Origin of the sequence: Pseudomonas sp. C6002 (genome assembly GCF_013385805.1) — a bacterium.
In the GTDB taxonomy this organism is placed as follows: domain Bacteria; phylum Pseudomonadota; class Gammaproteobacteria; order Pseudomonadales; family Pseudomonadaceae; genus Aquipseudomonas.
In genome coordinates this window covers 68,099-89,737 of sequence record NZ_JACAPH010000033.1, presented here as the reverse complement: position 1 = coordinate 89,737, position 21,639 = coordinate 68,099, and the positions used below count along the sequence as shown (strand labels likewise).

21 protein-coding genes and 1 tRNA gene are annotated in these 21,639 nt (G+C 59.6%); 6 read left to right on the top strand and 16 right to left on the bottom strand.

What is annotated here, in order from left to right; translation table 11 throughout:
- Window positions 1-50: 50 nt before the first annotated feature.
- From nadA to HX817_RS25325, 3 genes are all read right to left on the bottom strand, one after another.
- The gene (gene nadA / locus HX817_RS25335) at window positions 51-1,109 is read right to left on the bottom strand and encodes a quinolinate synthase NadA (protein ID WP_003209852.1); all 1,059 of its coding nucleotides are present in this window, start codon (window positions 1,107-1,109) and stop codon (window positions 51-53) included.
- Between the two features lie 219 nt (window positions 1,110-1,328).
- The gene (locus tag HX817_RS25330; RefSeq protein WP_218182638.1) at window positions 1,329-2,900 is read right to left on the bottom strand and encodes a lactate dehydrogenase; all 1,572 of its coding nucleotides are present in this window, start codon (window positions 2,898-2,900) and stop codon (window positions 1,329-1,331) included.
- 128 nt (window positions 2,901-3,028) lie between these two features.
- A complete protein-coding gene (locus HX817_RS25325) occupies window positions 3,029-4,315 on the bottom strand; it encodes an OmpP1/FadL family transporter (protein WP_008432395.1) in 1,287 nt (428 codons plus the stop codon).
- Window positions 4,316-4,674: 359 nt separating this feature from the next.
- Here HX817_RS25325 and HX817_RS25320 point away from each other — a divergent pair, with 359 nt between their 5' ends.
- Window positions 4,675-6,633 carry a PAS domain-containing sensor histidine kinase gene (locus HX817_RS25320; protein ID WP_177041518.1) on the top strand — a complete coding sequence of 653 codons (1,959 nt, stop codon included), beginning with the start codon at window positions 4,675-4,677 and terminating at the stop codon, window positions 6,631-6,633.
- On the opposite strand, the gene HX817_RS25315 is transcribed toward HX817_RS25320, so the two are convergent.
- A complete protein-coding gene (locus HX817_RS25315) occupies window positions 6,630-7,535 on the bottom strand; it encodes a LysR family transcriptional regulator (protein ID WP_177041516.1) in 906 nt (301 codons plus the stop codon). The two genes, HX817_RS25320 and HX817_RS25315, sit on opposite strands and share 4 nt — an antisense overlap.
- A gap of 107 nt (window positions 7,536-7,642) precedes the next feature.
- Here HX817_RS25315 and lldD point away from each other — a divergent pair, with 107 nt between their 5' ends.
- The 5 genes from lldD (at window position 7,643) to pstB (ending at window position 12,681) form a co-directional block, all read left to right on the top strand.
- On the top strand, window positions 7,643-8,785 hold the full coding sequence (gene lldD / locus HX817_RS25310; protein ID WP_177041514.1) for an FMN-dependent L-lactate dehydrogenase LldD: 1,143 nt from the start codon (window positions 7,643-7,645) through the stop codon (window positions 8,783-8,785).
- Window positions 8,786-8,954: 169 nt separating this feature from the next.
- Window positions 8,955-9,971, top strand: coding sequence for a phosphate ABC transporter substrate-binding protein PstS (gene pstS, locus HX817_RS25305; protein WP_177041504.1), 1,017 nt, complete (start codon window positions 8,955-8,957; stop codon window positions 9,969-9,971).
- A 66-nt stretch (window positions 9,972-10,037) separates the two neighbouring features.
- Window positions 10,038-11,033, top strand: a complete 996-nt coding sequence (gene pstC, locus HX817_RS25300; RefSeq protein WP_003209839.1) for a phosphate ABC transporter permease subunit PstC — start codon at window positions 10,038-10,040, stop codon at window positions 11,031-11,033.
- Window positions 11,030-11,902, top strand: a complete 873-nt coding sequence (gene pstA, locus HX817_RS25295; RefSeq protein WP_003209837.1) for a phosphate ABC transporter permease PstA — start codon at window positions 11,030-11,032, stop codon at window positions 11,900-11,902. The genes pstC and pstA overlap by 4 nt, the downstream gene beginning before the upstream one ends.
- Window positions 11,902-12,681, top strand: a complete 780-nt coding sequence (gene pstB / locus HX817_RS25290) for a phosphate ABC transporter ATP-binding protein PstB (RefSeq protein ID WP_003209835.1) — start codon at window positions 11,902-11,904, stop codon at window positions 12,679-12,681. Before pstA ends, pstB begins: the two co-directional genes overlap by 1 nt.
- Window positions 12,682-12,798: 117 nt before the next feature.
- On the opposite strand, the gene HX817_RS25285 is transcribed toward pstB, so the two are convergent.
- From HX817_RS25285 to ruvA, 12 genes are all read right to left on the bottom strand, one after another.
- Window positions 12,799-12,874 (bottom strand) — tRNA-Lys (locus HX817_RS25285).
- Window positions 12,875-12,937: 63 nt separating this feature from the next.
- On the bottom strand, window positions 12,938-13,615 hold the full coding sequence (queC, locus tag HX817_RS25280; RefSeq protein ID WP_043225928.1) for a 7-cyano-7-deazaguanine synthase QueC: 678 nt from the start codon (window positions 13,613-13,615) through the stop codon (window positions 12,938-12,940).
- 1 nt (window position 13,616) lies between these two features.
- Complete coding sequence (gene queE, locus HX817_RS25275; protein ID WP_003209831.1) at window positions 13,617-14,264, bottom strand: 7-carboxy-7-deazaguanine synthase QueE; 648 nt, start codon at window positions 14,262-14,264, stop codon at window positions 13,617-13,619.
- A 164-nt stretch (window positions 14,265-14,428) separates the two neighbouring features.
- Window positions 14,429-15,262 (bottom strand): tol-pal system protein YbgF, encoded by an 834-nt coding sequence (gene ybgF, locus HX817_RS25270; RefSeq protein WP_023659229.1) that lies wholly within the window; start codon window positions 15,260-15,262, stop codon window positions 14,429-14,431.
- Window positions 15,263-15,268: 6 nt separating this feature from the next.
- Window positions 15,269-15,769 (bottom strand): peptidoglycan-associated lipoprotein Pal, encoded by a 501-nt coding sequence (gene pal / locus HX817_RS25265; RefSeq protein WP_003209827.1) that lies wholly within the window; start codon window positions 15,767-15,769, stop codon window positions 15,269-15,271.
- 55 nt (window positions 15,770-15,824) lie between these two features.
- Window positions 15,825-17,105, bottom strand: a complete 1,281-nt coding sequence (gene tolB, locus HX817_RS25260) for a Tol-Pal system beta propeller repeat protein TolB (RefSeq protein ID WP_032868196.1) — start codon at window positions 17,103-17,105, stop codon at window positions 15,825-15,827.
- Window positions 17,106-17,122: 17 nt separating this feature from the next.
- Window positions 17,123-18,196: a cell envelope integrity protein TolA gene (gene tolA, locus HX817_RS25255; protein WP_003209823.1), complete on the bottom strand. Its 1,074-nt coding sequence runs from the start codon at window positions 18,194-18,196 to the stop codon at window positions 17,123-17,125.
- Entirely contained in the window at window positions 18,196-18,648 is a 453-nt protein-coding gene (gene tolR, locus HX817_RS25250) for a protein TolR (protein ID WP_161635741.1), read from the bottom strand. Before tolR ends, tolA begins: the two co-directional genes overlap by 1 nt.
- 23 nt (window positions 18,649-18,671) lie before the next feature.
- Entirely contained in the window at window positions 18,672-19,367 is a 696-nt protein-coding gene (gene tolQ, locus HX817_RS25245) for a protein TolQ (protein WP_003209819.1), read from the bottom strand.
- 1 nt (window position 19,368) lies between these two features.
- Entirely contained in the window at window positions 19,369-19,824 is a 456-nt protein-coding gene (gene ybgC / locus HX817_RS25240; RefSeq protein ID WP_008432379.1) for a tol-pal system-associated acyl-CoA thioesterase, read from the bottom strand.
- 138 nt (window positions 19,825-19,962) lie between these two features.
- Complete coding sequence (ruvB, locus tag HX817_RS25235) at window positions 19,963-21,021, bottom strand: Holliday junction branch migration DNA helicase RuvB (RefSeq protein WP_003209815.1); 1,059 nt, start codon at window positions 21,019-21,021, stop codon at window positions 19,963-19,965.
- Complete coding sequence (gene ruvA, locus HX817_RS25230; RefSeq protein WP_003209814.1) at window positions 21,022-21,633, bottom strand: Holliday junction branch migration protein RuvA; 612 nt, start codon at window positions 21,631-21,633, stop codon at window positions 21,022-21,024.
- Between the last annotated feature and the right edge of the window lie 6 nt (window positions 21,634-21,639).

Genomic DNA, 21,639 nt, shown 5'->3' with positions numbered 1-21,639 from the left:
GGAACCATAAGCGGCCGTTACCTAAATAACGGATATGTACTCAAACAAGATCAAGCATTCCCCGCCAACCTCAACCGAGCCGCCTGAGTAAAATCCAACATCCGCTTCAGCGGTCTAACCGCCTGCGGAATCACCGAAGGCTCAACAAAAATCTCATTACTCCCCTCACGCAAGCACTGCAGCGTGCGCTCCAGGGTATTCATCGCCATCCACGGGCAATGCGCACAACTGCGACACGCCGCCCCATTCCCCGCCGTCGGCGCCTCGACAAACACCTTGTCCGGGCACAGCTGCTGCATCTTGTAGAAAATGCCGCGGTCGGTGGCCACGATAAACGTCTTGTTCGGCAACCGCTGCGCCGCCGCAATCAACTGGCTGGTAGACCCCACCGCATCCGCCAACTCAATCACCGAAGTGGGCGACTCCGGATGCACCAGAATCGCTGCATCCGGGTACAACGCCTTCATGTCCTCCAACTGCTTGGACTTGAACTCCTCGTGCACGATGCACGCACCATCCCACAGCAACATGTCTGCACCCGTCTGACGCTGGATATAGGTGCCCAGGTGCTTGTCCGGCCCCCAGATAATCGTCTCGCCGTTATCCATCAGGCTTTCGACAATCTCCAGCGCACAACTGGAAGTCACCACCCAATCAGCACGGGCTTTCACCGCCGCCGACGTGTTGGCATATACCACCACCGTGCGCTCAGGGTGCTGATCACAGAATGCCGAGAACTCATCCACCGGGCAGCCAAGGTCCAGAGAGCACGTGGCTTCCAGTGTCGGCATCAGGATGCGTTTTTCAGGCGTGAGGATCTTGGCCGTCTCCCCCATGAATCGCACGCCCGCCACCAATACGGTCTTGGCCGGGTGCGCCGCGCCGAAGCGGGCCATTTCCAGGGAGTCGGAGACACAGCCACCGGTTTCTTCGGCCAGGGCCTGAATCACCGGGTCGCAGTAGAAGTGTGCCACCAGCACCGCGTCCTGAGCCTTGAGCTCGGCGGCGATGGCGGCGCGGTAGCCCGCCTCTTCTTCGGCGCTCAGCACCTTGGGCTGCTTGGCGTCGAGGTGGGCTTGGACCAGAAGGCGTTCGGAAATTTGCGTCATGTTCGCAAGACCTGCAGGCGCAGTTGCGCGAAAGTCGAGTGTACCACCGGCTCTGGAGCCTTTCGGGCGCCGCCGGACGAAGTGATTGTGTTCATCAAGCACGGTGAAGCTGCGCAAGGCTACAGAATATCGAATGGTTTCAAAAGCCTAATCTGGGATTCGGCCAGGCATGAAAAAGGGAAACCCGGCCAGGGGTTTCCCTTTTTTACAACGACCGGTTTAACCGGGCAAAGCGGACGGATCGTCTTGCAGCAACGCCCACTGATGCATGTTCGCCAGGGCATCCTTCAGGATGGTTTCATCGGCGCCCTTGGCACTCTTGCCTTCCCGCGCCGCATATTCCAGCAGTACCAGGTAGTCGCGATGGCTGGTGGCCTCGTTCGGTACCACGCTGTCGTTAACCAGTCGAGCCATCTCGTATCGCTGGGTGCGGGTGTTCTGGCTGGTGCTTTGGTCCACGGAGGCGTTGGTCAGGAAGCCATCCTTGTAGGTGATGTTCGCCGCACTGCTGGCCTTGTCGTCGACCTGCACATAGAGGTAGTTCTGCGACTCGCGCCTGGTATCGAAAGCCGGCGGCTTCCCGCCATCCAGGCCCTGATGGAAACTGGCCTTGAGGCTTGATCGCTGGACCTGATCGATCGTGCGATTGGAGAGGTCATTGCCGCCGATGCGCGTTTTCTGGGAAATCCCATAGGCAAACGTATCGGTTTCCCCTGGGCGCGCCGGGTTGGGGGAACTGGCCGCCTGGCTGATGGAGGCCTTGAAATCCGCCAGGCCCGTCAGCAGGCCTTGATCTGCCGCGCTGCGGGTCAGCGGCGCAGGCGCTTTGGCGCCCTGCGGGTAGTTGCTGTTCATGGCGGTAAACGCATCCTTGAACATCGCCATCAGGTCAGCATCTGCCTTGCCCCGCGCCTGGGCCTTGTCGAACTGGGCCAGGTAGCTTTTCAGCGCGATTGCCTGTTGCTTGGCGTTGCCGAGGATGCCGGCGTTCTTCAGGTCGACCGAGAGATTCACTTCCCCCGCCGGGCTACTCATGCGCGTGGTGCGGCCCTGGCTGTCCGCATGGAATGCAAGCGTGAGGTCGTCAGTATTGCTCACTTTCAATTTGCCGCTGAGGTCCACCGAAGCCAATACGCTGGAATCAAACTGCGTCAGCTTGCTCAGCTCGAGTTTCGGCGGCTGGGCGGCCAGGCCGTCGATCGCGTCTTGGAAGGCTTCGCCCAACTTGGCGACTTCCTTGAGTTCGGCGGCGCTGAGGGCGCCACCGTCCACCTTCGCCTGCACGGCCAGGCCTGCGGACTGGCTGGCCAGGCTGAAGGTGACGGTCTTGCCGCTGGCCGTCTTGACAATCAGGCTGACCAGGTTGTCGGCCTTGCTGTGCAGCAGCGCCTGTTGAACCTTGAGTTCGGCGGGGCTTTGGGTCCTGGAAGAGCTGGTGCTCAGCGCCGACTGGGAAATGTCGGTACCGCTCTTCGCAAATTGCTCGATCAGGGTAGCGCCCAGGCCGCTGAAGCCTGTACCTCTGGGCAGTGCAGGGAAATTCGTGCTGATCGCTTTGGTAACCGCATCGTCGCTGTCACTTTCCCAGGCATTGATCGGCCCATGGCCGGGCAATTGGCCGTTGCGGGAATACGTCTCGGCTTGAACGTCTACCGTGACATTGCCAAGGCTGACCACCGAGGAAGGTCGCACGGCAGCGGCGTCCGTTTCTGGCGCCTGCGTAGCTGGCGGGGTAACGGCGGGTCGATTGGTAAGGGCGATGGCGGAGCTGATCGGCGAAAGCCTAGTCATGACGATCCCTGTCTTGAACTGGATTGCAGCCAATTTAACCAAGACAGGGAAGGTTTGGTAGCACGATTGATACAATTGCTAGCAAAGAGCCATGTCAGAAAACTGACTCTTTGCCCTCTTCCGGTGCATCAGAAGCGGTAAGTCACCGAACCGCCGAAACCGTTGGCGCTGTTTTCATACTTGGCGTCGTAGGTCAGCGCCAGTTGCGGATTATTGTCGCGGACCTTGATCGGCTCTTCTTTCAGGTAGGAATAAGCGACGTCGAAGGTCAGGTTATCCACTGGCGTCCAGCCGGCGCCCAAGCTGAACACCGTGCGATCGCCCGTAGGAATACGTACGGACCGGTCGGTGTTGTTGGTGGGCGTCTGGTCCACCGAAAAGCCGGTACGCAGCACCAGTTGCTTGTTCAACTGGTACGACAGGCCGATGGCGTGAGACCAGGTGTCATGCCAGTGCTGTTCTTCGGTGATGGAGTTCAGGCCGGCCAGTTCGGTGGCGAGGTCAGAGACGCCACTGTTGTTGATCGTAATCTTCTTCAACTGGCTCCAGCGGGTGTAGGTGCTGCCGACGTACAGGGTCCAGTCATCGTTGAGTTTATGGGTGACCGAGAAGTCCACGGACGACGGCGTGGTGACATCCAGCTTGGCGTCATACCGCTGCGGGCCGCCATCCACCAGGTCGGTGAGCACCCCCGAGGCGTTGGTTTTGCCCGACAGGTGATACACAACCTGCGAGTGGTAGGTCACACCAATGCGCGTGCTTTCAATCGGCTGTACCAGGATACCGGCGTTGAAACCGGTGGCAGTGTCGTCGCCCTTGACCTTTACGCTTTCCGTGCCGAGGCCAAATGCCGGGACCTTGGAGTCCAGTTCGCCACTGATACGGTTGAAGGTCGGACCGAAGCCCACCGAAACCTTGTCGTTGAAGGCATAGCTGACGGTTGGCTGCACCGTGATGACTTGAACCTTGCTTTTGTTGCCAAAGCCATTGCCCTGGAAGCTGTGTTCATAGTCGGTCACGAGGCCGAACGGCGCGTAGATTCCCAGGCCAAACGCCCAGTGTTCATCAATCGGCGTCACCAGGTAGCCCATCGGTACGGCGATGCCGGGGACCATATCGCCTTTGTTGGTGCCGGGGTTGTCCACGCCACCTTGGCTGGAGCTGGCATCCTTGATGTTCGACTTGGCATCCAGGTAGGTCGCCCCGATGCTCACTTCATTCTGCTTGAGACGAGACATGCCCGCCGGGTTGCCAAACACCGTGCTGGCGTCATCCGCGGAGGAGGAACGCCCGGCGTAACCGGTCCCCATTGAACTGATGCTTTGTTCGTTGAGGGCAAAACCACCGGCAAACAAGGAAGTGGAGGCAAGGGAAATCGACAGCGCCAAAGCGCTCTTGAAGAGTTTTTTATTCATTATTAGAACTCGAATTATTGGGCAGCGAGAGGAAGCTACCAATCTTCGAGCGGGCAAATTATGAAGAGTTTTTCATGCGCAAAATTGTCCGACAATCCTATTTCTTTCAAAGACTTCGACGGTTTTTCCAGCACTTATTCAGACCCCGGAACCTGAATATGACTGACGGGTTTTAATCTCGCCGTCACGCTTGGAGCATGCCGGATTGCCTGCCATCGAATAAGCGTGAAGGCGCTGGTGATATAAGTGTCGCAATGACATGATGACGGCCATTTAACACGCGTGGCAGCACTCAAATGAATAGCACTATCGGGACGGGTCCTGAGACAAACAGCCCACCTGAATCTGGCGAGAGTGATTTGTCCGCCGCGGGCCTCAACCACAGCGAAGCCTTCACCGAACGCGTGCTTGCCAGCATCAACGATTGCATCAAGGTGCTGGACCTCGACGCCCGCCTGACCTTCATGAGCGAAGGCGGCAAGCAGATCATGGAAGTCAGCGACTTCAATGCGATCCGCGGCTGCCCCTGGCCCGACTTCTGGCACGACCAGGGCAATCTCGATGCCAAGGCTGCCGTTGAGGCCGCCAAGGCCGGTCGCAATGCCAGCTTTGTCGGCGCTGCCCACACCCTGGCCGGCAACCTTAAATGGTGGCACGTGAACGTCAGCCCGATCATGGGCAGTGACGGCCTGCCGGAGAAAATCCTCTGCGTGTCCCGGGACATCACGCCCCTGCGCGAAGCCGAAGAGTCCCTGCGCAAACTCAACGAGTCCCTGGAACAGCGGGTGGTCGAACGCACTCGCGATCGCGACCGTATCTGGCGCCTGTCGCCGGACCTGATGCTGGTGGCACAACTCGACGGTGTGATCTCCGCCGTGAACCCGGCCTGGACACGCATGCTCGGCCACGCCGAAAACGACCTGGTGGGCAGCCAGTTGCTGGCCCTGGTTCACCCCGACGACCTGGCCGTCTCATCCTCGGCGGTCAGCCGTTTGGGCGATGGCAAGAACTTCCCCAATTTCAAGAACCGTTACCGCCACCAGGACGGCAGCTACCGCATGATCGCCTGGACGGCCGTGCCCGACAGCGACTACATCCACGCCGTGGGCCGCGACATCCAGGCTGAGGAAGAAGCCAAGGAAGCCCTGCGACTGTCGGAAGACGCCCTGCGTCAGTCACAGAAACTGGAAGCCATCGGCCAGCTCACTGGCGGTGTCGCACATGATTTCAATAACCTGCTGACGGTGATCAAGTCCTGTGCCGACTTGCTCAAGCCACCTGCCCTGAGCGAAGCACGCCGCGTGAAATACGTGGAAGCCATCGCCAACACGGTCGATCGCGCGGCCCGCCTGACGGCCCAGTTGCTCACATTCGCCCGCCGCCAGGCTTTGCGACCCGAGGTGTTCAACGTCGGCGAAAGTGTAAAGCGGGTGGGCGAGATGATGGACAGCCTGACCGGTTCGCGGGTCAAGGTAAGCATCCAGGTGCCTGACGACGCCTGCTTTATCAACGCCGACGAAAGCCAGTTCGATACCGCGCTGGTCAACATGGTGGTGAACGCCAGGGATGCCATGGCTGGCAACGGGCATTTGACCATCACCGTTTCGACGGCAAGCTGGCTACCCTCGGTTCGCGCTCACCCGGTACGTGTCGCCGATTACGTGACCATCGAACTGGCGGACACCGGCTCGGGTATCCCGCCGGAAAAACTCGACGCGATCTTTGAGCCCTTCTACACCACCAAGGGTATCGGCCAGGGCACCGGCCTGGGCTTGTCCCAGGTGTACGGCTTCGCCAAGCAATCAGGCGGGGAAATCCTGGTACAGAGCGAGTGCGGCAGCGGTAGCCAATTTACGCTGTACCTGCCCAAGGTCGAGCCAAGTGCCATGCCGGTACCTCAAGACACCAGCGTTTCGCCCATCGTCTCAGGCTTGTGCGTGCTGATGGTCGAGGACAACGCCGATGTGGGCCTGTACACCTCGCAAACCCTGGAACAGATGGGCTTTCACGTGCTGTGGGTGCCGGATGCGAACAGCGCGCTGGAAGCCCTGGCCCCCAACCCGGAAAGCTTCCAGGTGGTGTTCTCCGATATCTCCATGCCCGGCATGAGTGGCCTGGAGTTGCTGGACGCAATCGAAGCCTTGTACCCATGGCTGCCGGTGGTGCTCACCACCGGCTACAACGACGAATACGCGCGTATCGCCCAGGAAGAGGCCAGCCGTTTTGTCTTGCTGCAGAAGCCGTATTCCACCGAGGTGCTGGCCCTGCTGCTGCAAAAAGTCGTCAAGAGCCGCCTGCCCCTGGTCGCACAAGGCTAGACCGCAGGCCGGGTCGGGTCCGGAACATTCCCCATCTCCAGGGCCAGATCCAGCCAGGCCCGCGCCGCCGGTGGCAAGTGCGCCTGTCGCCGCCAGGCCAGGGCGATGTGCCAATCAGTCTGGGGCTCGTCCAGCTGGATCAGGGCGATGCCGGCGTGCAGGTGTTTGTAAGCCAGCATGCTCGGTAGAAACGCAACACCCAGGCCTGCGGCAACCAGGTCGACGATAAAGTCGATCTGGGCACTGCGGGCGGTGATACGCGGGACTACGCCTCTGCGCTCGCAGGCTGTGAGAATGATCCGGTTAAGCGCAAACCCGGCCTCGAACAGAATAAAGGGCGAATCAGCCAGGTCGGAAAAATCGACGCTTTTACGCCCGGCCAAAGGATGGTCGATCGGCATCACCACCATCAGTGGCTCGACGCGCACATCCTGATATTCAAATTCTCCCGCCACCGGTACCAGCAACGCGGCCAGGTCCACCTCCCCGGCCTCCAGGCATTCGCCCAACTTCTTGCTGCCATGCTCGATCAGCTCGATCTCGATTTCCGGATAGCGCTGCCGATACAAGGCAAACATCGCCGCAAACAGCACCCCACTGCCCACCGGCGGCAAGCCGATGCGCAATACACCGCGCTTGAGCCCCAGCAAGTCGTTGATCTCGGCCACCAGGTCACTGCGCTCCGCCAGCAACACCAGCGCTCGGCGGTAGGCAATTTCGCCGGCGGCCGTGAGCTCGCTCTTGTGGCCGATGCGATTGAACAGCGGCGTGCCCAATTCATCTTCCAGAGTCTTGACCGCCTTGCTGACGGTAGACTGGGTGAGCGAAACCACCTCGGCTGCTTGTGAGAAGCTGCCCTGGCGAACTACTTCGACAAAGGCCAGCAACGTACGAAGGTTCATGAGTATTCCGTTTGCGACTTGATTCAAGTTGGAAAAGTTGTTTTTACCATGAAAGGCCTTTGTCTATCCTCACCCCACCGTTTTCTTCACTCGGGGCATCACTGTTCATGATCATTTCGTCTGCATCGGATTACCGCGAAGCCGCCCGCCGCAAACTGCCGCGTTTCCTGTTCGACTACATCGACGGCGGCGCCTACGCCGAACACACCCTCAGGGCCAACAGCTCCGACCTGTCGGATATCAGCCTGCGCCAGCGCATCCTGCGCAACGTCGAAAGCCTGAGCCTCGAAACCACGTTGTTCGACCAGCCATTGGCGATGCCGGTGGTCCTCAGCCCGGTGGGCCTGACCGGCATGTTTGCCCGGCGTGGTGAAGTCCAGGCGGCGAAGGCGGCAGCGAACAAGGGCATTCCGTTTTGCCTGTCGACCGTTTCCGTGTGCCCGATCGAGGAAGTGGCGTCCCAGAGCCCGCAATCGATCTGGTTTCAGCTGTATGTGCTGAAAGACCGCGGCTTCATGAAAAACGCCCTGGAGCGCGCCCAGGCCGCCGGGGTGAAAAACCTCGTGTTCACGGTCGACATGCCCACCCCCGGCGCGCGTTATCGCGACGCCCATTCGGGTATGTCCGGTGCCTACGGGCCGCAACGCCAAATCCTGCAGGCCATGACCAAACCGGCCTGGGCCTTCGATGTGGGCCTGCTGGGTCGCCCCCACGACCTGGGCAACATCTCCAAGTACCTGGGCAAGCCCACCCAACTGAAGGACTACATCGGCTGGCTGGCCAACAACTTCGACCCTTCCATCAGTTGGAAAGACCTGGAGTGGATCCGCGAATTCTGGAAAGGCCCGATGATCATCAAAGGCATCCTCGACCCACAAGATGCCAAGGACGCGGTGAGCTTTGGTGCCGACGGCATCGTCGTATCCAACCACGGCGGGCGCCAGTTGGATGGCGTGCTGTCCACAGCCAAGGCACTGGCGCCTATCGTACAAGCCGTGGGCAGCGATCTGACGGTGCTGGTGGACTCCGGCGTACGCTCGGGGCTGGACGTGGTGCGCATGCTCGCGCTGGGCGCCATGGGCGTTCTGCTGGGCCGTGCACAGGCTTACGCACTGGCCGCCGACGGGCAGCGTGGCGTGGAGAACCTGCTGGATATCTTCGCCAAGGAAATGCGCGTGGCCATGACGTTGACCGGAGTCACGTCGATCGCCCAGATCGATGAGTCGATCCTGGTGCGCAGCCAGGGTTGATCAGTGCAGCGACCTCGGAACATCCCTTCCGGGGTCGCCCACAGATATTTCTAAATGTTTCTTCATAAAGCCAAACCGTCATTAAACAGACACATTTCAGGAATTAAATCGTCACGTCCCAGGCAGGTGGAGCCCTCCACCTGCCCCCTTCCTTTGAGGTGTCGTCGTGATGTTGCTGACCAAAAAGAGTCTGTCAGTGTTGTTCACTGCCCTGTGCCTGAGTGGTGTCGCTCACGCCACTGACGTCACGGGCGCAGGCTCCAGTTTCGTCTACCCGGTGCTGTCCAAGTGGTCCCAGGAATACAGCAAAAGCTCCAGTGACCGGATCAACTACCAGTCCATCGGCTCCGGTGGTGGTATCGCCCAGATCAAGGCGGCTACCGTGGACTTCGGTGCGTCCGACGCGCCGCTGTCGGCGGATGAACTGAAGGCCGGCGGCCTCGGCCAATTCCCAAGCGTGATTGGCGGCATCGTGCCGGTGATGAACGTCGAGGGCGTTGCAGCTGGCCAGCTGAAACTCGATGGTGATGTGCTGGCGAAGATCTTCCTCGGTGACATCAAGGCCTGGAACGACCCGGCGATTGCCGCCCTCAACCCCGGTTTGAAACTGCCGGGCGCGAATATCACCGTGGTCCACCGCTCGGACGGCTCGGGCACCTCGTACAACTTCACCAACTACCTTTCCAAAGTCAGTGATGGCTGGAAAACCAAAATCGGTTTCGGCACCACCGTGCCGTGGCCGGTCGGTGTGGGCGGCAAGGGTAACGAAGGTGTTTCGGCCTACGTGAAGCAGATCAAGAACTCCATCGGCTTTGTTGAATACGCCTACGCCCTGCAGAACAAGATGACCTACGCCTCACTGAAGAACGCGTCCGGCAAATTCGTCGAGCCCAACGCCAAGGCCTTCCAGGCAGCGGCTGATACTGCCGATTGGGCCAACGCCCTTGACTTCAACCTGATCATGACCAACGCACCGGGCGAGAACGCGTGGCCGATCACGGCGACCACCTGGATCATCATGTACAAGCAGGCAAAAAACGTTGAGCAAAGCCAGGCCGCTTTCAACTTCTTCAAATGGTCGTTGGAGAAAGGTCAGCAGCAGGCTGCGGCATTGGACTACGTAGCGTTGCCCGATTCCCTCGTGACCCGGATCGAAGGTTACTGGAAGTCTGACTTCACCCACTGATCCGCCTCTATAGCCCCCTTCCTCAAGCATCTGCATGCTTGATGGAGGCGGGTGAGCACTTCTGATATGAACGACACCGTGCAACCCCTGGTTATGACTACTCACGCAAGCGACGTGTCGGGTGATAGCCGCGCCGCTCGCGATCAGCGCCACGATCTGTGGTTCAAACGCTCGATGTTCGGGGCCGCGATGCTGGTGCTGCTGCTCTTGGCAAGCATCGCCGCCTCCACCCTGTGGGGCGGTGGCCTGGCCTTCAAGACCTTCGGTTTCGGTTTCATCACCAGCACCGAGTGGGATGCGGTCAACAACCACTTTGGCGCCCTGGTACCGATCTACGGCACCTTGGTCACCTCGTTGCTGGCGTTGCTGATTGCGGTGCCGGTGAGTTTCGGCATCGCTATTTTCCTCACCGAAGTGGCGCCGCCCTGGCTCAGAATGCCGGTCGCCTCCGCCGTTGAATTGCTCGCGGGCATTCCCTCGATTATCTATGGCATGTGGGGCCTGTTTGTTTTCGGGCCCTTTATGGCTGAACACTTGTCACCCTGGATCAATGACTACCTGGGTGCGCTTCCGTTTATTGGCTCGCTGTTCCAGGGGCCGCCGCTGGGCATCGGGATGCTGACCGCCGGCATCGTGCTGGCGATCATGATCACGCCGTTCATCACGTCGGTGATGCATGAGGTTTTCCGCAGTGTGCCGACTCAATTGAAGGAGTCGGCCTACGCACTGGGCAGTACTACCTGGGAAGTGGTGTGGGACATCGTCCTGCCCTACACCCGTTCGGCAGTGGTCGGCGGGATCTTTCTCGGCCTCGGTCGCGCCCTGGGTGAAACCATGGCCGTCACCTTCGTGCTGGGCAACGCGCAACAGTTCTCTGCCTCGTTGCTGATGCCCAGCAGTTCCATCGCGTCCGTCATCGCCAACGAGTTCAGCGAGGCGTACACCGACCTGCATCGTTCGGCGCTGATCGCCCTGGGCTTCCTGCTGTTTATCGTGACATTCGTGGTGCTGGCACTGGCGCGGCTGATGCTCATGCGCCTGTCCCGCAAGGAGGGCCTATGAGCAGCAACGAACGCCTGTACCGCAAGCGTGCCTTGAAGAACCGGGTGGCCATGCTGCTCAGTTGTGGCGCGACAGTCTTTGGCCTGCTGTGGCTGGCGTGGATTCTGCTGACCACCATCATCAACGGCTTTCAGGCGCTCAACCTGCGCCTGTTTACCGAGATGACGCCGCCACCCGGAACAGACGGCGGCCTGGCCAACGCGTTTTATGGCAGCGCCCTGATGTCCGGGATTGCGCTGCTGATTGGCACGCCCATCGGACTGATGGCCGGTATCTGGCTGGCGGAATTCGCACGGCACTCGCGCCTGGGTACCACGGTGCGTTTCATCAACGACATCCTGCTGTCCGCGCCGTCGATCGTGCTGGGCCTGTTCATCTACACCGGGGTGATCCTGCCGCTGAACCTGCTGACCAATCACCAGGTAGGTTTCTCCGCCATTGCCGGTGCCCTGGCGCTGGCCTTGCTGGTGATTCCGGTGGTGGTGCGCACGACCGACGAGATGCTCCAACTGCAACCTTCCACCATGCGCGAGGCGGCCCTGGCCCTGGGCGTACCCCAGTGGAAACTGACGTTGCAGATCGTGTTGAGAGCGGCCAAGGCCGGCGTGGTGACCGGCATCCTGCTGGCGCTGGCGCGGATTACCGGGGAAACCGCGCCGCTGCTGTTCACCGCCTTCGGCAACCAGTTCTGGAGCAGCAACCTGCTCAAGCCGATTGCCAGCGTGCCGGTGGTTATTTTCCAGTACGCCATGAGCCCCTTCGATGACTGGCACTCCCTCGCATGGGCAGGCGCCTTGGTACTGACGATGTTCGTGCTGGTGCTGAGCTTGCTGTCTCGCCTGATTCTTTTGCGCAATAGGTCCCACTGATGCAATCGACCCGCCTTGATCCTGAAAAAACCAAAATCCGTGTCCGTGGGTTGGAGTTTTTCTACAACAACCAACGTTCGCTGAAATCCATCGACATCGACATTCCGGAAAAACGCATCACCGCGATCATCGGCCCATCGGGCTGCGGCAAGTCGACCTTGCTGCGGGTGTTCAACCGTATCTACTCGATGTACCCGAAGCAGGAAGCCCGCGGTGAAGTGCTGCTCAATGGCGAAAACATCCTCGCCCCCGGCTATTCGATGAACCGCCTGCGCAGCCACGTCGGAATGGTCTTCCAGAAGCCGGTACCGTTCCCGATGTCGATCTACGACAACATCGCCTATGCCGTGCGTCACCACGAAAAGCTGTCGCGCCGGGAAATGGATGATCGAGTCGAGCAAGCCTTGCGCGGCGGCGCGCTGTGGGATGAGGTGAAGGACAAACTCAAGCAGAGCGCCCAGAGTCTTTCAGGCGGACAACAGCAACGCCTGTGCATCGCCCGCACCATTGCGCTGCGCCCGCAGGTATTGTTGCTGGATGAACCGACCTCGGCGCTCGACCCGATTTCCACCGGGCGCATCGAGCAGTTGATCACCGAGCTGAAAGAGCAATACACGGTGATCATCGTGACCCACAACATGCAGCAGGCCGCCCGGGTGTCGGACAGCACGGCGTTCATGTTCATGGGCGAACTGATTGAGCATGGCAATACGGATGAGATCTTCACCAAGCCGAAGATGAAACAGACCGAGGACTACATCACCGGGCGGTTTGGCTAGCTTTAACAAAAAAGCCGATCACTCTCTGTCGCGAGAGTGATCGGCTTTTTACTGGGCAAAAAAAACCCGGAAATCCTCACTTGCGTGGGCCTTCCGGATTTTCTAAACCGCCAAAAATGGTGGGTCGTGTGGGATTCGAACCTACGACCAATTGGTTAAAAGCCAACTGCTCTACCAACTGAGCTAACGACCCGCTGTGTGGTGGCGCGTATAATACTGATTTCTAAGGATTATTCAACACCTTATTTAAAATAAATCAGAAATAACGCGTTGGGTCAGTAATTCCGGCCGCTTGGAAGCCCTCTGCACGCAGTCTGCAGCTGTCGCATTTCCCACAAGCGCGACCATCAGTGTCTGCCTGATAGCAGGAAACAGTCAGCGAGTAATCGACGCCAAGTCCTACGCCTGCCTTCACGATATCGGCCTTGCTGCGGTTCTGCAGCGGCGCCAGGATGCGAAAGCCCTGCCCTTCTACACCGGCCTTGGTCGCCAGGTTGGCCATGCGCTCGAACGACTCGATGTACTCGGGGCGGCAGTCCGGGTATCCGGCGTAGTCCAGGGCGTTGACGCCGATGAAGATGTCGCGGGCATTGAGCACCTCGGCCCAGCCGAGGGCCAGGGACAGGAAGACCGTGTTGCGTGCCGGCACGTAGGTCACCGGAATGCCTTCGCTGGGGCCTTGCGGCACGTCTATGGAGCTGTCGGTCAGCGCCGAGCCACCCATGCCGTCGAGATTCAGGCCGATCACCTTGTGCTCAACCGCGCCCAGGTCTCGGGCGACACGGGCGGCAGCGTTCAGTTCGGCACGGTGACGCTGGCCGTAGTCGAAGCTCATGGTGTAGCAGCTGTAGCCTTCTGCACGGGCCATGGCGACCACGGTCGCGGAGTCGAGGCCGCCGGACAGCAGGATCACCGCACGTTTTTGATCAGTCATCTCAGCGCCCCGGCTCATCGTTCCACAGGTACTTGTGCAGCTGCAGTTGCAGACGCACCGGAAGGTTGTCTGCAACGACCCAGTCGGCCAGGTCGCGAGCATTCAGGTCATGATGGCTGGGGGAAAACAGCACTTCGCCGGCCCGGCGGTCCAGGCCATACTGGATCAGCTTGGAGGTCGCCCAGTCGTAGTCTTCACGGGAACAGATGACGAACTTGACCTGGTCGTTGGCCGTCAGCAGCTCAATGTTCTCGTAGCGGTTGCGGTGCACTTCCTTGGAGCCTGGGGTCTTGAGGTCGACGACTCGGCTGACCCGAGGGTCGACTGCAGAGATATCGAGGGCGCCGCTGGTTTCCAGGGACACCTCGTAACCGGCATCGCACAACTGCTTGAGCAAGGGAATGGCATTGGGCTGTGCCAGGGGCTCGCCACCCGTGACGCAGACATAACGCGGCCGGTAACCGGCCACCTGCTCAAGGATGTCTTCAAGGGTGCGCACGGTGCCGCCGCTGAAGGCGTAGGCGCTGTCGCAGTACTGGCAACGCAGCGGGCAACCGGTGAGGCGCACAAATACAGTGGGCAGCCCGGCAGTGCGCGTTTCACCCTGCAACGAGTAAAAAACTTCGGTGATACGTAATGTGTCTTGCATAGTCGCCACGGGCGTAACAGCTAAACAGGCTGTCCGCCTCCGTCAGGCACTTCGAGGAATTCCGCCAACGCGTAAACCCCAGGAAGCGTGTTTCATAAAAGGGCGTGGATTCTAACGAAAAAACCCGCGCAGGGCGCGGGTTTCTTCTGAACGGGTTGCGACGCTTACATGCGTTGCAGATCCCGCTGAGCCAACTGGGCCGCAGAGGTACCCGGATATTGGGCCACCACCTGCTGCAGAATGCCTTTGACCTTGTCGGTATGACCCAGGCGGCGTTCTACGTCAGCCAGTTTGTACAGCGAATCCGGCACCTTGGCGTGCTTGGGGTACAGCTGGCTGACCTTGGCAAATGCCTGGCCTGCGCCCTGCAGATCACCCTTGGCCAGGTTCACCTCACCCAACCAGTACTGGGCATTGCCCGCGTACTGGCTGTTCGGGTATTTGCGCAGGAATGCGGTAAAAGCCTGGCTGGCCTTATCGAAATCCTTGGCTTTGATCAGGTCGAAGGCTGCATCGTAATACAGCTTTTCCTTCGCTGGATCACCCGGTTCGCTGCTGGCGGCAGGGGCTTGGCTGGCAGCCGCGGCCCCTGCCGCTGCACCACCGGCGGCGCTTGCGGCGCCACCGGCAGAAGAATTATCAGGAGTAGCGGCTGGTGTAACGCCGGCTCCAATGCGTCGATCAAGATCCTGGTAACGCTCCAGGCCTTCTTGCTTCAGCTGGTTCACTTGATTCTGCAGAACCTCAATCGTGCCTTGTTGCTGCGACAATTGATCCTGCATGCGTTGCAGCTGGTTGAACAGTTCGCCCTGTGCCGAAGGCGCGGCAGTTGCCGCGCCCCCGGCATAGGCGCCGTTCGTGCCATAACCCGCTGGCGGATAACTGCTCCCGCTATTGTTATAGCCAGAGTTGCTATCTTCCACAGGAACCGCAGCCCACACCGCAAGCGGTGCCAGGCTGAGAGCCAATACAGTTAGAGCACGACGGCACGTTCGCATGACGAATTACTTACGCAGTTCGACGCGACGGTTTTGAGCCCAGGACTGCTCGTCGTGGCCAGTAGCAACTGGACGCTCTTTACCGTAGGAAACCAGTTCCAGTTGGCCTGGAGCAACACCTTGCAGAACCAGGTAGCGCTGAACGGCTTTCGCACGACGCTCGCCCAGTGCCATGTTGTACTCACGAGTACCACGTTCGTCGGTGTTACCTTCCAGAACAACGCGAGCGCCGTTAGCTTTCAGGTCCTTCGCGTGAACGTCCAGAGCGCGCATGGCTTCTGGTTTCAGGTCCGAACTGTCGTATTCGAAGTAGAAAGTGGTGATAGCGCGCAGAGCAGCTTCTTCGCTCAGGGAGCCGTCAACTGCACCAGTGTTAGCGCCGTAACCAGCGTTTGGATCAACAGCTGCGCCTTCACCGGCATTGTCGCCGCCTTTAGACGAGCAACCAACGGCTACGGACAGAGCCAGAGCCAGAGCAGCAAACTTACCAAACTTCAGCATTTCCATCGTGAAACTCCTAATGAACCCCAGTGTGTTAAGTACTTCTTTTTGTAGCGCCGCGTCAGTTCAGGTAAGGGGACCAGGACGGTTCTCTGACTTCGCCTTGAGCGGTAGGAAGCGGGAGCCTTACGCGTCCATTAATGGACACGAGCATCAAGACTCCCCGGCCCTGCTGGCGGGTGGCGTAGATTACCATGGTGCCGTTGGGCGCAACAGTAGCTGACTCATCAAGGTTGGTATCTGTAAGGATTTTTACGGTTCCACGCTGCAAATCCTGGGCCGCAACCCGGAAATTAGTGAAACCATCCTGACGGTGAATCATCACCAACGTCTTTTCATCAGCCGAAAGCTTAGGTGCAGCGTTGTAGTTACCAATAAAGGTCACTCGTTCGGCGCCGCCGCCGTTGACGCTGGTTTTGTAGACTTGCGGCTTGCCGCCACGGTCGGAGGTGAAGTAGATGGTCGAGCCATCCTTGCCCCAGAACGGTTCGGTGTTGATACCCGGGCCGCTGGTAACTCGGCTCAGTTGGCGCGAAGCCATGTTCATCACGTAGATGTCCGGGTTGCCATCCTTGGACAATACGAATGCCAGGCGTGAACCATCCGGCGACCAGGCTGGCGCGCCATTCAGGCCTTCGAAGTTGGTGATCTGCTCACGGCGACCGGTATCGATGTGCTGGACGAAGATCCGTGGACGCTTCTGTTCAAAGGACACGTAGGCGATACGCTTGCCATCTGGCGCGAAACGCGGCGACAGGATCGGCTCACGGGATTGCAGCAGCGTCACTGCACGCGCGCCGTCATAGTCGGAACGCTGCAAAGTGTAACGAGTGTTGTCTACCGAAAAACGCTCGGCCGTTACATAGAGCAAGCGCGTGGAGAAGGCACCCTTGATCCCGGTCAGTTTTTCAAACGACTGGTCGGAGATGTAGTGCGCCATGTCCCGCAGCTGATCCGTGGTGCCCGACACGCTGCCGGTCAGCACTTGCTGCTCGGTCGCGACGTTGAACAGGGTGTACTGGATCTGCAGGCGACCGCCGGCGGGCGTGATGCTGCCCACCATCAGGTACTGGGCGTTCAGCGCTTTCCAGTCACGGAAGATGACTTCGCTGGCCTGGGTCGGCTGGCTGATCATGTTGCCTTTGTCGATCGGTGCGTAGTAGCCGGAGTTGCGCAGGTCATCGCTGATGATCTGCGACATGTCGTCCGGCAGCACGCTGCCGCCCTGCCAGCCAAACGGCACAACGGCGATCGGGGTGGCCCGATCGCTACCGCTGGTGACCAGGATGTTCTTTTCATCCGCCGCCGCTATCCCTGCCATGCAGCAAATAACGACAAGCATTCCTCGAAGAAGGTTTCTCACAAGGCTAGATCCTCAGGTGTGAATGTCATCTTGAATGAACGGTAGGGAGCGAAGTCGCTTGGTTTCATTCCCTGCATCTCGGTCAACCGGCCAATGTTCTTGACCGCTGCTACCGCCGAACTGTCGAACGAACCGTCGCCACTGGACTTGGCCACGCTGACCGAAGTCACCGTACCGTCCGGCAACATGCCGATCTGCAGCACTACTGTCATGCCTTTACGTGCCGAAGGAGGACGGGTCCACCCTTCCGCTGCCCGTGAACGAATCAGGTCGTCGAAACTGCCCGCGACTTCATCACCACGTTCATCGGCCAAGGCTTGCTGGCGCTGCGGCGTGTCGGAAAGCAAATCGGCCAAGGCCTGGGCCTTTTTGTCTTCGGTCGATTTACGCGCTGCTTCCTGGGCCTTTTTCTTGGAGGCATCGGCGGCAGCTTTCTTCTTCGCATCGTCGGCGATCTTCTTCTTCGCCTCGTCAGCTTCAGCTTTCTTCTTGGCGTCGTCCGCGGCTTTCTTCTTCGCGTCTTCGACTATCTTTTTCTTCGCGTCTTCAGCGGCCTTTTTCTTGGCCTCTTCTTCGGCAGCCTTCTTGGCTTCTTCTTCAGATTTCTTCTTGGCTATATCAGCCAATTGTTTCTCTTCAGCTTTCTTGGCTTCGGCAGCTTTATCGGCTTTCTTGGCTTCATCAGCCTTTTGCGCCTCTGCAGCTTTCTTCGCCTCGTCAGCCTTTTTCGATTCCTCGGCCTTTTGAGCCGCCTCTTCTTTCTTTTGTTCCGCAGCAGCCTTCACCGCTTCCTGCTCGACCTTCTTCTGTTCCATCTGCTCGACTTCAGTCTGGCGCGCAGCCGACTTCTGGGCCTCACCCGCAATCTTCTGATTGGTCTGGGTGGTGGCCTGGCTTTTCGATTTCAGCTGATACAGGGTCGCCTGCACGATCGGCTTGGCTGGCGGCAGGTCCGGGGTCATGGCAAAGCTGACGAACAGCATGCCAAACACCAGGACGTGCAGGGCAATTGCCCAGACGCTAGGCCAGAAGTAGCTTTCCGAGGCGGACGGCTCTCGCTGTTGGTGCATCAGGGCGCCTCGGTAATCAAGCCAACATTACCGACCCCGGCCTTCTGCAGCCCGCCCATGGCGCCCATGACGGAGCCGTAGTCGACGACCTTGTCGCCGCGAATGAACACTTGGGTGTGCTTGCCACCTTCGTTGCCGGCGCGAATGATCTTGGTCACGGCATCAGTCATCTGCGGCAAGGTCATGGCCTTGTCCTGCTGTTTCTGAGTGTCGACTTCGCTGCCAAGGTTCCAGTAATAGGTCTTGTCAGCCTTGATCGAAATGGTCAGGACCTGGGTGTTGTTGTCCTGCGGCAAGGCTTCGCTGGAAACCTTGGGCAGATCAACCTTCACGCCCTGATTGAGCATCGGCGCGGTCACCATGAAGATAACCAGCAGCACCAGCATCACGTCGATGTAAGGCACTACGTTCATCTCGGCGACCGGCTTGCGCTTTTTGCGAGCTCGAGCGATTAAAGCCATTGGGAATTACCTGCTTATTCTTCGCTGGTGTGCACTTTACGGTGCAGGATCGCCTGGAATTCATCGGCGAAGGTGTAGTAACGGCTGATCAAGGTTTCGCCACGAGCGGCAAAACGGTTGTAGGCGATTACTGCGGGAATAGCTGCGAACAGGCCGATGGCGGTGGCGATCAGCGCTTCGGCGATACCCGGGGCCACGGTGGCCAGGGTCGCTTGCTGGGCCTGGGCCAGGCCGCGGAAGGAGTTCATGATCCCCCATACGGTACCGAACAGGCCGATATACGGGCTGACGGAACCGACGGTGGCGAGGAACGGCAGGCTTTGCTCAAGCTTTTCTTCTTCGCGGGAGATGGCGACGCGCATGGCACGGGCCACGCCTTCCATGACCGCTTCCGGGTCAACGCCTGGCTGCTGGCGCAGACGGGAGAATTCCTTGAAGCCGGCGCGGAAGATCTGCTCGACGCCCGAATCCGGGTCCGGGTTGCTGCCCGCCTGGCGGTACAGCTTGGACAGGTCGATACCCGACCAGAAGCGCTCTTCGAAGCTCTCCAGGGCACGTCGACCAGCACGCAGCAGGTTGCTGCGCTGAAAAATCATGACCCAAGAGGTAACCGATGCGGCTACCAGGACCAGCATCACCAGTTGAACCACGACACTGGCATTGCTGACCAGGCTCCACATGGAGGAATGGTCGACGACGGTAGGTTCCACGCTAAATCTCCTGCTCTGAATGTTTACCCGCGCCGCTCACGCCGGCAAAGGCCGCGCGTAGAGTTTCGGGAATGGCCCGGGGTTTCAAACTATTGGTGCGAACACAGGCCACCAGGAACTGCCCCTCACAGAGCAGCGTTGCATCCGTAGCCCGCCTGACCTGCTGTTTAAAGCGCAGGCTGGCACGGTTCAATTCGGTTATTTCTGCGCTGACCAGCAGCTCGTCGTCCAGTCGCGCCGGCGCGTGGTAACGCGCCTCGCTGGAATGCACGACAAACAACAGGTCCTCCCCTGCCAGCTGGGATTGGGCAAAGCCCAGCTCCCGTAGCCGCTCGGTTCGAGCCCGCTCCATGAACTTTAGGTAATTGACGTAATAAACGATGCCGCCAGCATCGGTGTCCTCGTAATAAACGCGACAGCGATGTGCGAACGACTGATCCCCGTTTTGCGCGCGCATACTCTAGTGCTTACTCCTCAGGTTGCCAATCCGGCCAGGCAACTGTTTTTCATTCTGTGGCACATTTCTAACGAAAGAATGACGACGCCAGCCACTAGGACAGCACAAACTCCGAATAAATCGAATCGCCAAGCGTTTTTAATCGTCTACTGCATCGAGGAATTCGTCTACTACGGGCATCTCGCCCAATCGTGACGGAATGTTTAACCCAAAGTGCAGATACGCATGCCGGGTGACCACACGCCCCCTTGGCGTGCGCATGATGTAGCCCTGCTGAATCAGATACGGCTCCAGTACATCCTCAATCGTATGCCGCTCTTCGCTGATGGCGGCGGCGAGGCTGTCCACGCCCACCGGGCCGCCATCGAACTTCTCGATCATGGTCAACAGCAGGCGCCGGTCCTGGTGATCAAAGCCATGCTCATCCACATCCAGCAGGTTCAGCGCCAGGTCTGCCACGGGCTTGGTGATATGCCCCTTGGCCCGCACTTCGGCAAAGTCGCGCACCCGGCGCAGCAGACGGTTGGCAATCCGCGGGGTACCACGGGCGCGGCGGGCGATTTCAAAGGCGCCTTCCGGGTCCAGGGGCAAGCCAAGGATGCTCGCCGAACGGCTGACGATGGTGGCCAGATCCGCCGTGCTATAGAACTCTAGACGTTGAACAATCCCGAAACGGTCTCGCAGCGGGTTGGTCAGCATGCCCGCACGGGTGGTCGCACCCACCAGCGTGAACGGTGGCAGGTCGAGCTTGATCGAGCGCGCCGCCGGGCCTTCACCGATCATGATGTCCAGCTGGAAGTCTTCCATGGCCGGGTACAGTACTTCCTCGACGATGGGTGAAAGCCGGTGGATCTCGTCGATAAACAGTACGTCGTGGGGCTCCAGGTTGGTCAGCAGCGCCGCCAGGTCGCCCGGGCGCTCCAGCACGGGGCCGGAGGTGGACTTGATCGACACGCCCATTTCCTGGGCGATGATGTTGGCCAGGGTGGTCTTGCCGAGCCCGGGCGGGCCGAAGATCAACGTGTGGTCCAGGGACTCGCTGCGCCCGCGCGCGGCCTGGATGAACAGCTCCATCTGCTCGCGCACGGTGGGCTGGCCGATGTATTCGGCAAGGCTCAGGGGGCGAATCGCCCGGTCCTGGATTTCTTCACGATCACGAGGCCCGGTGGCCGCGATCAGACGATCAGCTTCAATCACTTAAATCATTCCCTTCAGGGCGCGGCGGATCATGTCTTCGCTGCTCAGGTTCTTGTCCTTGATGGCTGACACGGCCTTGCTCGCCTCTTGCGGCTTGTAGCCCAGGGAGATCAGCGCGCTGACCGCATCGCTTTCAGCGCTGGCCACCGGCACACCCGGCGCATCAGGCTGGTTGGGCACCAGGGCAAACATGCTCGGCACAACCTCCCAGGCCTTGAAGCGGTCTTTGAGCTCCACCAGCAGGCGCTCGGCGGTTTTCTTGCCAACGCCCGGTACCTTGGTCAGCGCGGACGTGTCCTGGGCCGACACACAGCGCACCAATTCATCCACTTCCAGGCTCGACATCAGCGCCAGCGCCAGCTTCGGCCCCACGCCGTTGAGGCGGATCAGCTCACGGAAAAAATCCCGGTCACGCTTGCCAACGAACCCATAGAGCAATTGCGCGTCTTCGCGCACCACCAGGTGAGTGTGCAGGGTCAGCGGTTCACCGACCGACGGTAAGCGGTAGAGGGTGGTCATGGGCACTTCAAGCTCATAACCCAGCCCGTTTACATCCAGAATCAGGTGCGGTGGCTGTTTCTCAGCCAGGGTGCCGCGCAAGCGTCCAATCACGTTCGA